Consider the following 12,482-nt stretch of genomic DNA (forward strand, 5'->3'; position numbering starts at 1 on the left):
CAAATCTCCTCACGTGTCAAGACCTTGCGTTGATCAATCGCGGCCTTCTTTGCGCTGCTTAACTTGGGTGGATTGGGTGTTCGCCAGCCACGATCTATTGCTTCGGGAGATTGAATTGCTCGACGGCGTTCTCGCCGGGTTTATCGAGATAAGCAACTACAGAGGCTCAGTCAGGGAGATTCTCTCCCCGGCGATAGGGCGGTACGTTCTGATCGACGGACGCGACGACTCAACTCGGCGCTTTGTAGAAAAGGACGAACTGAATGCATCTGTCTGGGGATTTCTAACTCGGTAGACGATGACCATTCTATATTAGGTGATCGCACGGATGCCCAATGTCCGCGTTGGGTCGGGAGGCGACCGACCTACACCGGACGTAGAGTATTGCGACCGATGGCCATCTGGATACCGCCAAGCGGTCAAAATTGGTTACATGGTTGGCAGTGGTCGTCCAACATGGAACACTCAAGCTATGCCAGACACGAGATCAAGCCAAAGACCCAGAGCGACCCTGTCCTTCCTTGATAATTACGCGGTTGCGATATGCATCTGCACAGCTCTCTGCATCGGGATTCCGCGCATCGGTCTGGCCTTCGAAAAGCCGACAGCGTCCCGTGATCTGAATTTTTCCTACGGGGAATCGGCTCTTTCCGCGCTTGAGCGACAGCGACTCATCGAGTGGATCTTGTACGTACGAGGCCAGGACTGGTGCCCCCTGGAAACGGTTGCAGTAGAGGGGCATGCGGACAAGACGGAGGGAACTCCAATCTCTCGCAAGCGTTTGGCCGAATCTAGGGCATCCTATGTCACCGAGCTGATAAAGAGACACGGCATACCGGCGCAGGTCATATTCTCCGGAATCTCCTTGTGGGAGCCCGACTACGATCAAGCCCCAAAATGGGGTGGAAGAGTGGAGATTGGAGCTGTGGGGTCCAGTGCCTCTCCGCGCTGCTCATACATGGTGGGCCCGACCGGATTCCGTACAGCCCGATAACCGCTAATCGTGGTGCTCACTCATATCCGGCTATGACCGCTAGGGGTCGATAAGGGACCTTCGTCCTCCCCCCAGATCCGCCATAAAAAAAGCCCCCTAGAAGCGGAGGCTTCCTGGGGGTGGATTTCAAGCGCGCGTCCGGCCGGACGACCGGGGCGGTTCACTTCTTTTTTGCTCGCCTACGTGCCGCTGGCTGCTTCGGCTGGTAGCCAAAGCGGGCCCAGGCCGCAGGATCAACCGGCAGAGGATTGGTGCGCCCAGCTTCCAGGTTTACGAACACGCCGGAGTACTTCAGCGTGCCGGTCCGAAAGAGTGTCCACAGCAAATTGAAGGCTTGCACGCCGATCGCCTGATTGATGATCAGCGACTGCTTGCGCAGTGCGTCGGCCATGGAGCAGGACGGCGCCGTGTCGACCGTATCTCCCTTGGGGTTCACGAGATCGGGGAAAAGGTCGCCCACATGAGGAAGGCGTTGGGCGATCTTGCTGCCCACCTGCCCCAGGATCACCTGGCCCTTGTCGGTCTCATTGCCACAGTCGAGGTAGTAACCGCCGCTGCCCCGACCGACCGCACCCAGAATGGCCTTGCGAGCCGCGCGAGTGTCCACACAGCCCACCGCGAGATCGCAGTCCAGTCGGTCTGTACTGGCGACCCGCCGCGTCTGGGCGACCCAGCGGGTACCCATGAGCGCATTGAGGCGGTTCACCAGCAGCGTTGCCTTGAACTGGCCAACGTCGTTGGGATAGAAGCCCTGCCGTCCGACGTTCGTCTCGCTTACCGTGTCGTCATCGAACACGATGCACTCGATGCCGCCAGGGTGCCCCAGTTCGAGCATGGCGTGATGCAGCCTTGCCAGATTGGGCAGCAAGGCGCTGCCGGTACCGCCGGCTCCAACCACTACGACGCGCCAGGCGTACTCGAGCATCGAATCGGGGATATGGTGAGTCATTGTCATCACACGCCCCTCCCGGCCTTCGTCGCCGCATACCAGTCACTCGGGACCCTCTCACTCTTCTCGAAGATCCCTTTCGCACAGAGGCGCAGGGCGAGCGATGGGACATCCGCGCCGCAGTTGCCAATCACGAACGCGAACTTCACGTCATGCACGTCATCTATGTCGTCTTGGGACGAGAAGTACGCCGGATGCGCGCCGTGCGAGTGGCAGTCAAGGACCAACACCTCGTCGGCGGACAGCTCCGGGCGGTCGTAATCAAGGTGGCCTCGTCCTTGCGAGCGGATGATCACGTGGGCAAGGCGGAAGTCCCGCGTTACCGCGTTCCACACAACCCAAGCGCCGGTCTCGTCGGGCGTCGCTTCCCTCGCCATCTCCGCAAACTTCCCGATCAAGTGAACAGGGATCTTCCCGCAGCGCAGGTACGTAGTTTCGGCAACCAGGCCATAAGGCACGGCTGTCCTAACGTGGTACTTGCCGATCTGCCGAACGAGCCGGAGCCACGGCCGCGACACTTCCAGGAACATACCGTCTTCGGCGGCAAGTAGCCGCTCGCCGGCGCCTTCCATCGGCGCAAGGTCCCCGAAACGCGGCACCATCACGGTGGGAAACGATTGCTGCAATGTGCTATCCATAGGATGCATGACTATTCTCCAATTTTCCCGGCAATCAGATCGCCGAGAGACTTTTTCATAGGGATGAGCGCATGCTTCGGATAGGAAGGGAACTTCCCGTCCAGCATGTCGCGCCAGAACGCAAATACACCGTCTCGGTAGTCCACACGCTTGCCGCCGTGATTGGGATGGGTGAAGGCCGACGAGAAGAAGGCTTCTTCCCACCCAGCGATCGAGGCCACATCAATCTGCTTCGGTACGTGTGCGGAACCGATGCAAATCTTCCCCAAATCCCACGTGTTGAAGTAAGGCGGCTCATACAGTACCGTCTCCGGCGTGGGTCGCTCGTCTTGCATCAAAGCGAACACGCGAAAGCCAGAGGCGTATGCTTGGAAAACCAGACCCGGGTGCGGGACCACGGCGCTACGCTCGCCAAGCTCCTTGCACGAGAAGAACACGCGCCGCTGCGCCGGCGGGCACCACCACGTGATGGCATGTGGCCCGATGGAAAGAACGTTCGGCGTTAGAAACTCGCCTTTCGGCAGCGCTTCTTCCGCAACCTGGCGGACCGCGTGAATCAATGCGCGCCGGTTGAGGGGCACGCCTGCCCCAATGACGGGGCGCCCCGTCTGCTCATCCGTCACGATCTGGTGTGCGGTGGCATACGAGAACTCCCCGGCCTGGCGGCCATAAAGCAAAATGGCCCCTTGCAGGGCCACCTCATGGGACTGACTTCCAACAACAATGCCGGCCATAGGCCCTCCTATTCGGATATCAAGGTGAGAACGCGGTCAAGTGCCGCGATGATTTCAAACATGCAGGCCAACTCTTTGAACTGCTTGCGAATGGCCTTCGGCTCGCTTGCCACGGGGATCAGCGCTTGGTAAGTCGTGCAGTCCCCGGCATTGCTCAGGCATTCAAAGTGGTCGTCAAGAATTTCCCCGACCCAGTGGCCAGACCACATCGCAATGGTTGCCGCGGAGTACGCGGGTTCGGCCCATTGCGAGGTCTGGAGGATGCGGTAGCGGGAGCACCGCGCCAGGACTGTCTGTAGATTGACGAGTTCGCGACAAATTCGCTGGGGCAAGCCCCGAGTGCGCGCAGCCAGCGCTGTCAGTTCCGAACGTCGCAGCCGCCTGACGCGGCTACGCTTATCCAGGCGCCGACCCTTGGGAACGACGTCGTCCGGGGCTAGGAGCGGCAAAACGTTGGACGGCAGATAGCGCTCGATGTCGCTATCCCCTTCGCCGAAACGCTCTTCGAGAAACTCCCTCGCTTCTTCGTCGCTCATTCTGGCGTCGTAATCCCAGTGCCACCGAGCGAACATTTCCGCCAGTTCATCCGGGGTGCGAATAAACAGCGAGCGGCTTGCGGCCGTACTGACCAGATCCATCGCCGTATAGAGCAATGACGGGTGTGCCCTCCGCATGACGTCGGCACGCTCCCCGATCTCGTACAGCTGCTCGCAGGGCAACTCGATCGCCAGGTACAACGGCGCTTCGAGGTTGCCCTCCCATCCGAACTGTTCGACCTGCTCCCTCGCGGCAACTTGGTCCAGCAGGGCGAATGTGAAGTTCAACCGCTTGCAACTGGGGGTGCGCCTGCGCAACCACGCGAACATGGCCTGTGCAAAGGCATCCCCTGCGCTGACCGCGCTCTTTACATCACGCGCCGCGAGTATGCCGACCTTGAACTGGGCCTGGATGGTCTCCAGACCATCCGGGCCATCGTCATGTCGCAGCTTGCCGCCGGCGGGAATATCGGCTGGCAGGGTTGGTAGTGTCAGAAAACCATTGGCAGATCGACGTCGGGCAGCGGGATGCTGTCGCGATGGCGTCCACCCGGGGACATCCGAAAGGACGCCGTCATCAAAGGTGCGAGGATCGAACAGCACGATGCGATCTCCCGGGAGTTAAAAAAAACCGCCCTTTCGGACGGCTTCGTGGAGGAAAGGCCAAAGTCCGGACTGGACATGGCCTTCATTAAGTCACGCTTACGCACGGCAGCCCTTGGCGCCGGCGGCGCGGACGAACTTGTAGCGCGCGGTATCGCCGTTGTGCTCGGGGCCGTCCACCGTAGCGGTGGTCAGCTCCGGGTACTGGGCGGTGTACATATCACGCACTTGGTCCGGCGTGAATGCCGAGCCGGGGTCCGGCAGGGTCATGCCGTTGTACGTGAACTCGCGGGTCAATTGCTGGACGGTCAGGCTCATGTTGCGTCTCCTTTCCGTTACAGCAGATCGGCCAGATTGGTACCGGCCGGCGCGGCAGACGATTGTGTGGTTGTGGAGGCCGGAGCGTGGCCACTACCCTCATCGTCAGCCAGCGCGCTGCCAGCGGAATCCTCTCCGTCGTCATCCGCCGATGGCGAAGTCGGTGCGACCTTGCCGTTGGCCTTCGTCAGCGCTTTCTGTGCCTTGGCAGTTTGGGCGCTAGCCGCAGCCTTCAGGATGGAAGCGGTAGCCTCCACCTGCTCGGCGAGCGAACGGTGCGTCACTGACACCGAAGCGATGGCCTGGGCGAAGCCCTCATCGAGCTCCGCCGGCGAGGCGGTGAGTGCGAGGGGCGTTGCCAACGCCGCATCTGCGGCCTTGGATACCACCGGCGCGACTACTACTGCCATCACGTCGCCCTTCATGGACAGCGTGAGCACAACCTTGTCGCAGGCGGCGACGATTGGAACGAGTTCCTGAAACATGGATAGATCCTTAGAAGATGGGATAAGAGAATGGGAAGCTGGCCGCGGCGTGGCGGTCAGTAGCAGAGGACTTTGGGCAGCTTGCCCGCGTAGTCGAAACCTTCGACGTTGAGCAGTGCCTCGATCAGTTCCGGCTTGGACTTATTGAAGACCTTGGCGAAGTTGTCACCGAGTGCTTTACGAATGCCAAGCTCATCGGCAAGTACCTTCATCTCGGACTTGGTCAGCAGTTCCAGGAAATCCTTGGACTTCTGAAGCGTCCAGTGCTGGCGCAGGTCCAGCTTGTGGTACTTGCACAGCGTCATGAGGTTCCGTACTTCAAGGCCCTCGATTGCCGCGACGGTCAGGCCGATGGTCAGCTGCTGGCGCTTGTCGGCGGCCAGCTCTTGCACCGTGGACAGGTTCTTCTCGAGGTCCGTGATAGACGCTTTGTCGTCTGCCAGCTTCTCGTAGATCTTGCCCATGAAAACCGCGCCAATGTCGCGGGAAAGCCCGGAGAGTGCGATCGCCAGCAGGTAGCTGTTGGCGGTCTCGGGATTGGCTGCAGCCTCACGACGCAGCGCCTTACGCCAGAGCGCGGACCGGTAGGCTTTCACCTTGTCGGATTCGCTGATCTTGGTGACAACCGTCTCCGCTGCCGTAGCCTTAGTCCCCGTCTTGGCGGCCGGCTGGCTACTAGCGGGTGTCCCCTTCTGTGCCGGAGCCTTGGCATCGCGTTCGGCCTTCAGCCGGGCCGCGACCTTGGTGGCATTACAGCCGGTGTCAAAGCACTGGCCGCGGAACACCTTGCCGATGCTGTCCGGCAGGCCGCTAACGGCAACACCGAAGTTCTCGCAGGCGTGGCAGGCTTTCGCCTGATCCTCGCCAACACCGGTCGGGCCGTCAACCAGCAATTGGACACGGGTATGGTTATCGCCCACCCTGACAACGCGAACCACCGGGCACTCATCCTTCAGACCATACGCCACTGTTTCCAGTTGCTTTTCGGTCTTCTGGGTGTAGCAGCCACGGTTGGTGCAATTGCCGGAGGCGATGGCTTCGCTGAACATCTCCGTTTGCAACGAGGAGTTGTGCGGGCATGCGGCGCATTCGGTCTTGTCGAAGATAGCGGTAGCGAGACTGCATGCCGCGGCCTCGATCGTCTTCTTGAGTTCGGCCACGGTCTTCTTCTCGCTGATGATGACCGGCAGGAGCTTGTCCTGCTTGTCTTTCGCGAGGGTGGCCAGCAGTTCCGCGTGTCCAAGCTGGATCTGACGCGTGTTGAGCGCGTCAAGCACGGACGGACTGCAGTTCATCAGGGCCAGACGCTTGTCGAGCGTCCCGCGCGACCAGCCCAGTACACGGGCGGCCTCGTCACGATCCCCTTTGAGTTGCCCGACGATCTTCGCCGCGGCCACTGCCTCTTCCGAGGGTGCCATGTCGGCGCGCTGGACGTTCTCAATGAGCGCCAAACGATCAGCCTCATCGTCAGTCAATTCCTTGATGACGACTGGCATGTCGTAATCGGCGCCGTGGGCTGTGTCAGCGCCACGGTACCGGCGTTCGCCGGCAACGAGTTCGAATTCGTCGTTTTCGATGGGGCGAATGAGAATCGGCTGGATGACACCGTTAATCCGGATGGACTCGGTTATCTCTGCCATCTCGGCGGGATCGAAGTACTTCCGCGGATTGCGACCAGGACGGATCTTGCCAAGCTTGACAGTGGGATGGAATTGTTGTTGCATTTTGGGTTCTCCGAAACGGAAAAGGGAACCCGTTGCCGCACCGGGAACAGGTTCCCGATGGGATAAGAAAGGTGGCGTTGGCTAGCCCGACAAAGCGGACAGGCCACGATACTGCAAAAAACTGTGCACCTGGCGGTGCGGGGTCGATGCGTCAGAGACGCGGTAGGTGCCGAAAGGATACCGCAACATCAAGGCGCGCGCCAGATCCGTCAGGCATCAGCGCCAAGCCAATCATGGGGACAGCGCAAAGGAAAAAAAAGCCCTCCGATGGAGGGCTGAGTACAGGGCTTGGGGCAGTAGCGGGGTCACGCTACTGGCTTCATTTTAAGGTCGCTGATGACACTCATGCGCCCCGTAAGACAACGAATTTAGTGAGCTTTCGCGGGAACAGGCCCGATTGGGCGCGACAGCAGCGTCGTCACGGCACCTGCCACGTGCCAACCATCCATTTCCGACTCGTAATGGTTGTGTACCAGTCAGGCACAACACTTCCATGCCGTCGGCGTCCACCGTGCCCAGCACCCTGGTGACTTCCCGCATCCTTGCTCCCAGGCCACAACCGCGCCATTCGGCTTGAGGAGCAGTTCCACGAGATCATCTTGCTGGTTATTCCCAGTCCAACCAACGATCAATCTCGAGCGCCTTGATGCGTGCCCGCAAAGTCGCTGCCTGCCCCGGATACCGGCGGGCAAGACCTGCATGCACCGTCTCCCAGCCTTCGGCATCATTCGCCACCAACACCAGGCTGTTGAGCTCATCGAGCGACACCGTGTACTGATTGCCGCCGCGCTCATACGTATAGCGGGCGCCGGCATCACGTTGAAACTCCACCGTCTCGCCAGCTTTCACCACAGGGCTGCCCCAGCGGGTCCGGTCTACACAGAAGGCCTTGCGAGCAGTACCCTCCAACTTCTCAGCGGAGGCTGCGCCAGTTACCCAGGCATCGCGCCGGGGCGGCATCGGCTGGCGGGCGCTGCGCCGTGTCCTGTTGCCAAGATGCGCGAGGAATCCCGGTGCAAGCTCCGGCTCCCCGCCGGCGGCGAATCATTTGCGGCAGCCCGTCGAGTGCGGCGATTGGATTCGACTGGGCAAGATAGGCCTCAATGTCGAGGCGACCCTGGCCGGCGTGGCGGAACCCTTCCGGCAACCGCTGCCCCTCCAAAGGCACAATCCGGTGAGCCAGAATCCGGTTGAGCACCATCGGTTCTGTGAAGCCGCAATCGAATCCGAGGACAATGCGGCGACCGTCGCCACGATGCGTACCCGTTTCTGCGTGGTCACGGGGCGGGTAATTGCGGACCCGTCGTCGCCGAGCAGCTGGTGGTTGAGCTTAGGCTCACCGTGCATCCGATCGCCTAGGCCCTGCAGGTGTGCACAACCGGGCGGTGAGGCTGCGCCTGCCCATTGGAAGAAAAACGTGTGCCGAGAATTCGGCGGTGTCGATGCGTCGGAGACGCTGAAGTAGGCGGCAGGATGTCGCAAAGCGTGCCGCTAATAAAGCCCTATACTTCCCGGGGCACGCCAGCCTTACGCAAGCGGTTCACGACGCTCGCCCGATAGCGCGCCGTCTCGGCTGGGTCCTGCATGGAAGCGTAGTCCGGCATGCGTTCCTGCCCCGGCTTGCCCCCGGGCTGCTCAAGGCCAACGGGGTCCAGGCCGTGATGTGCAGCGTGTAGCTGCGAGACAGACCACGAGAGCTCAAACGTGGCAATGGTGTCCCAACGACCAGGGATAGCATCGGCATCGAACCAATTCATACCCGCACCCTGCATGTACGCAACGACCGTGTATTCGCTCCCTTTGTCCGACGGCGTTGCCTGCACTTCGAAGCGCAAGAGATCAGCCGGGGGATGCCAGAACACCCGATCCAGCATCCGGCGATAGGCCAGCGCATCGATGGTGGCCAGCTCACGGTAGTACGGCTCGCCGGGAGCGGCGCATGCCCGCTCATCGCGGGGCCGGGTGCCAAGGCAGATTTCCATCAAAGCCTGTTGTCGTTGTCTGGTCGTCGGGAGGGGTGGCTGGCCGGCGATCCGGCATAAGACACGCAAAATGATACGTCATTCGCCGGCTCATTCGCCCGGATTCGCGCCGACAATATTGTCTGCCGCAATGGGCCCGGCCGCCACCTTGACTTTGCGCGGGGACCCGTATGCTGGATTCAAAGAGTACTCAGCCGATCCAGACCATGCGCTTCACCCGCTACAAACGCCACAGCTGTTCCGCGGCAATGTGGTCGCCGAAGAGCGGATAGCGCTCGCGCTCGCGTGCCTGCTTGCGGGCAAAGGCGGCCTGGCGGCGAACATTGAAGTCGATGGTGCGCGCCAGATGCAACTGACCGGAACCTACGGCGCGCTAGCAGAGCGATACGCTGGGTGCGCCGCGATGTTAGTGCGCTACATCAGATCCAACCCGTCCCAACGGGAGCCGGACCCAAGCATGACCGCTACCGTCATACCGCGTGACCTGCACCTTACGACTCCCGAGGCGTCCGATGCCGCCTACGCCGAAGCAATCCGTCTGGTGCACACCCACCGCGCCGCCTCGATTTCGCTGGTGCAGCGCTATCTGCGCATCGGCTGCGAGCCCGCGCGCGCTTTGCTGGCCCGCATGGTTCGCGAAACCACGTTCGTGCGGACCATGCCAGGTGGCCTCTATATGTATGCGCCCGAACCACTCGCCAGTGAGCTGAAGGCCTTGCATGGGTTCGTCACCGACGTCCTCTTGAGCTGCGAGCGCAGCCCCCTCGACGCGCATGCAGTGCGACAGATCGGTCTCAAGCATGCGTTACTGGACTACGTGCAGCGCGGCAAGGAGCCGCGCCCGACGGACGAATGACATGCCCAGGTCGGAGACCGTGAGGGTGGCCCGCAACCAGACGACAAAGCCCGATTCGAGGCGATGGTCTACGGATATGGGGAGATAGACGCCACCGCGCCGCCTCAAACTCAAAGCGCTACCGATCAGTCAGAACGGCGCAATCGCCTGCACCACTCACACACGGACGAGAGGGGCAATATGCCTGAGCGCGACGCCGTCATGGGTTGGCACGGTACGAAGCACACAGGCCGCCTCTGGACAATCGAACTGATCGGCCCAATCCCTATCTATGTACTGAAGCACCAAATTTCTTCTACCCGATGAACGAAGCAAACCACGACGCAGAATTCCCCCAACCCGACACCGTGCTGGCAATCCGTGGTGCCATTGCAGTTGGCCGTCAGGGCGGGGCCAGGCCGCCCGATGGATCATGGCTGACCGAATTCTGGGAAATAGGCCATATTGCCCGCAACGCCGCCGATACGATGCGCGAGGCGATTGCTCCGTTCCAGCGCATGGTTGGCGACGAAACCGCCCATCTTCAGGACCACTTCAACGCGCTAGAGCGAGCCGTCCAGGGCATCAACGGGATCTATCCGGCGCGATTTGAGGATGCACAAATGGTTGCCGATAATCATGACTGACGCCGCACCCGGCACGCCTATCTTCCTACCCTCGCCCCCATCCATGCAACACGCCATCGCCGACTTGCTCGCCAAGACCGAGCAGTATCTCCAGCTTCGACCGCTGAGCGCCTGACCGCGCTGGGCCGGGTGGGTCGCGGATCTTGGCATAATGCATCGCCAGATTCCCGCGATCCCGCCCAAACAATGTCAGACGACTTACTCAACTGCGCCCACTGCGACAGCCAGCCTCAATTCATCGCCAACCGCTTTGAGGCGGTTATCGCTTGCACCGGCTGCGGCATCACCACTCCACCACAATCCCTTGACGCCGGCCGCGACCAGGCCTTTACCGTCCTGCGCGGCATCTGGAACACCCGCGTGCGTCCCCGCCCCACCGAGCAGCACGAACTCTCCTCCATCATCCGCAAGGAACTGACCACTTCGGACCTGGGTACGGTGCTCGCGCTGATCGCTCGCAACGAGGGAGACTGGACGGAGCGCGGGCCGCTATTCGCAGCAATGGCCGCAAAGCTGCTGCAGCCCGAGCCTATGCTGCAGGAATTGATTCCGGCCCAGACGCTGCTCAAGGATGCCAGCCGCTACCGGAAACTCATGCGCCGCGCCAAGGTGATTCAGATCGATGGCCGCCCGTGGATCCATATCGAACCGATCGATGCGCTTGCCGCGACGGTCTCCGAAGAACTCTTCGGCGGCGCGATCATTCTGGAGGAATTTCTCGCTCGTGTGCTCGATTGCACGGACGAGAATGGCGACTCCCTTGCTTCACCGCTTGGGAGGAAGCCGGCTGCTTGACTTCTTGCCGGCCTTGGCAAAATAGAGCCACATCGTTTCCGAACATATAAGATGCTCAAGCCTCTGATCCTCGCCGCGGCCATCGCCGCAACTGTCAGCACCGTCGCCTACGCCAAAGGCCCAACGGATTGTCCGCACATCTTCGGCACCAACGGCCAGCCGCACGTCGCCACCACCGCTGCGCCCAGCCGCAGTTCCTATGCTTCCGTGGATATGCCGTGCAGACATCCGCCGCCACCCGCACGGCCCTATGGTCCGCCGAACCTGACGGCCCAGGCTGTACTGGCGGCTCGCGATGTCCCGCGAGACAGCGACTTCTACGAGGAAACGGCGATTCCGGCGACCGACCGTGCCCACCTGTCCGATTACCGGCGCGGCACCGGCCTTGATCGAGGCCACCTCGCGCCGTCGGCCGACTTCCCCGACCAGGCCTCGCAAGCCGAAAGCTTCAGTCTCGCCAACGTCGTGCCACAGGCCTCGGTCAGCAATCGAAGGCTGTGGAGTCACCTCGAAACGTCAACCCGCCGCATGGTGCGCGACTACGGCCAGGCATTCGTTGTGACCGGCCCGGCGTTCGATCCCGCGCAACCGGCACGTCTGAACTCCCGAGTCGCCATCCCCACGTATCTATGGAAGGCGGTCTACGTGCCCGGTGTCGGCGCTGCCGCCTATGTGGCTCGAAACGACGCGACCCCGTGGTACGCGGTCGTGAGCATCGCCGAGCTGGCCAACCTCGCCGGCGTCGATCCTTTCCCGCGCCTCGACAGGGCATACCGGGAGACGCCGATGACGCTGCTTGCACCGACGCCGCATCCGGGCGAGAAGGCGGGCCGCAAGGTCAGCCTCACCACGCTCACAGCCGTTGCTGTTGACCGGTCGGCGCTGCCCGATGCCCCTGAGGGCCAGGACGCTCGGCATCCTGTCCTCCGGTCCGGAGCCCTGCCCTTCATTCGGGCCGTCTTCGCCCGCCACTAAATAGATAGGAGAATTACATGGAACGCCTCAAGCAGATCATCCATACCTTCCGCACCGACGAGGAGGCCCGATCTGGCGTCATTTTCGCCATTGCCCTCCTCTTGTTCTTTTGCTGGTGGGGCGCGACAGGCCACTGGGACGACTCCGCGTACCTGCCGTCCTTCCTGCGGTGAGTGCCGGCTATATGACGAACCCGTAGAACGAATCCCCTCCCATTCGGTGCAAAGCGCGGCAGCCCAAGGCGGAGGGAGAGGGGCATCAAAAGAG

Annotated in this window: 17 protein-coding genes; 7 read left to right on the top strand and 10 right to left on the bottom strand. The window is 61.5% G+C overall.

The window, feature by feature from the left end; all coding sequences use genetic code 11:
* Positions 1-295, top strand: a 295-nt coding sequence (locus tag ACGLHR_RS16580) for a hypothetical protein (RefSeq protein WP_400095248.1), incomplete at its 5' end; no start/stop codon positions are given.
* An 859-nt stretch (positions 296-1,154) separates the two neighbouring features.
* On the opposite strand, the gene ACGLHR_RS16585 is transcribed toward ACGLHR_RS16580, so the two are convergent.
* The 10 genes from ACGLHR_RS16585 to ACGLHR_RS16630 all read right to left on the bottom strand — a co-directional run bounded on the left by ACGLHR_RS16585 (position 1,155) and on the right by ACGLHR_RS16630 (position 9,315).
* A complete protein-coding gene (locus ACGLHR_RS16585; protein WP_400095250.1) occupies positions 1,155-1,949 on the bottom strand; it encodes a PRTRC system ThiF family protein in 795 nt (264 codons plus the stop codon).
* Positions 1,949-2,590, bottom strand: a complete 642-nt coding sequence (locus tag ACGLHR_RS16590; RefSeq protein ID WP_400095252.1) for a PRTRC system protein A — start codon at positions 2,588-2,590, stop codon at positions 1,949-1,951. The genes ACGLHR_RS16585 and ACGLHR_RS16590 overlap by 1 nt, the downstream gene beginning before the upstream one ends.
* A gap of 2 nt (positions 2,591-2,592) precedes the next feature.
* On the bottom strand, positions 2,593-3,315 hold the full coding sequence (locus ACGLHR_RS16595) for a PRTRC system protein B (RefSeq protein WP_400095253.1): 723 nt from the start codon (positions 3,313-3,315) through the stop codon (positions 2,593-2,595).
* Positions 3,316-3,323: 8 nt separating this feature from the next.
* Entirely contained in the window at positions 3,324-4,454 is a 1,131-nt protein-coding gene (locus tag ACGLHR_RS16600; RefSeq protein ID WP_400095254.1) for a PRTRC system protein F, read from the bottom strand.
* A gap of 99 nt (positions 4,455-4,553) precedes the next feature.
* Positions 4,554-4,772, bottom strand: a complete 219-nt coding sequence (locus ACGLHR_RS16605) for a PRTRC system protein C (RefSeq protein WP_400095256.1) — start codon at positions 4,770-4,772, stop codon at positions 4,554-4,556.
* 17 nt (positions 4,773-4,789) lie between these two features.
* Positions 4,790-5,257 (bottom strand): PRTRC system protein E, encoded by a 468-nt coding sequence (locus ACGLHR_RS16610; RefSeq protein ID WP_400095258.1) that lies wholly within the window; start codon positions 5,255-5,257, stop codon positions 4,790-4,792.
* A 56-nt stretch (positions 5,258-5,313) separates the two neighbouring features.
* Positions 5,314-6,981: a PRTRC system ParB family protein gene (locus ACGLHR_RS16615; RefSeq protein ID WP_400095260.1), complete on the bottom strand. Its 1,668-nt coding sequence runs from the start codon at positions 6,979-6,981 to the stop codon at positions 5,314-5,316.
* Between the two features lie 606 nt (positions 6,982-7,587).
* Positions 7,588-7,830 (bottom strand): hypothetical protein, encoded by a 243-nt coding sequence (locus ACGLHR_RS16620; RefSeq protein WP_400095262.1) that lies wholly within the window; start codon positions 7,828-7,830, stop codon positions 7,588-7,590.
* A gap of 653 nt (positions 7,831-8,483) precedes the next feature.
* A complete protein-coding gene (locus ACGLHR_RS16625; protein ID WP_400095263.1) occupies positions 8,484-8,963 on the bottom strand; it encodes a hypothetical protein in 480 nt (159 codons plus the stop codon).
* A 220-nt stretch (positions 8,964-9,183) separates the two neighbouring features.
* Entirely contained in the window at positions 9,184-9,315 is a 132-nt protein-coding gene (locus ACGLHR_RS16630) for a hypothetical protein (RefSeq protein ID WP_400095357.1), read from the bottom strand.
* Positions 9,316-9,420: 105 nt separating this feature from the next.
* Between ACGLHR_RS16630 and ACGLHR_RS16635 the strand changes: the two genes are divergently transcribed.
* The 6 genes from ACGLHR_RS16635 to ACGLHR_RS16660 all read left to right on the top strand — a co-directional run bounded on the left by ACGLHR_RS16635 (position 9,421) and on the right by ACGLHR_RS16660 (position 12,388).
* Entirely contained in the window at positions 9,421-9,819 is a 399-nt protein-coding gene (locus ACGLHR_RS16635) for a DNA translocase FtsK (RefSeq protein WP_400095265.1), read from the top strand.
* Between the two features lie 302 nt (positions 9,820-10,121).
* Positions 10,122-10,445: a hypothetical protein gene (locus ACGLHR_RS16640; protein WP_400095267.1), complete on the top strand. Its 324-nt coding sequence runs from the start codon at positions 10,122-10,124 to the stop codon at positions 10,443-10,445.
* Positions 10,438-10,560, top strand: a complete 123-nt coding sequence (locus ACGLHR_RS16645; RefSeq protein WP_400095269.1) for a hypothetical protein — start codon at positions 10,438-10,440, stop codon at positions 10,558-10,560. Before ACGLHR_RS16640 ends, ACGLHR_RS16645 begins: the two co-directional genes overlap by 8 nt.
* Before the next feature lie 14 nt (positions 10,561-10,574).
* Positions 10,575-11,240 carry a hypothetical protein gene (locus ACGLHR_RS16650; RefSeq protein ID WP_400095270.1) on the top strand — a complete coding sequence of 222 codons (666 nt, stop codon included), beginning with the start codon at positions 10,575-10,577 and terminating at the stop codon, positions 11,238-11,240.
* 51 nt (positions 11,241-11,291) lie between these two features.
* Positions 11,292-12,215, top strand: coding sequence for a DNA/RNA non-specific endonuclease (locus ACGLHR_RS16655; RefSeq protein ID WP_400095272.1), 924 nt, complete (start codon positions 11,292-11,294; stop codon positions 12,213-12,215).
* A 17-nt stretch (positions 12,216-12,232) separates the two neighbouring features.
* The gene (locus ACGLHR_RS16660; RefSeq protein ID WP_400095273.1) at positions 12,233-12,388 is read left to right on the top strand and encodes a hypothetical protein; all 156 of its coding nucleotides are present in this window, start codon (positions 12,233-12,235) and stop codon (positions 12,386-12,388) included.
* Positions 12,389-12,482: the final 94 nt, after the last annotated feature.

The organism is Cupriavidus sp. CuC1, from assembly GCF_044627735.1.
GTDB lineage: Bacteria > Pseudomonadota > Gammaproteobacteria > Burkholderiales > Burkholderiaceae > Cupriavidus > Cupriavidus ulmosensis.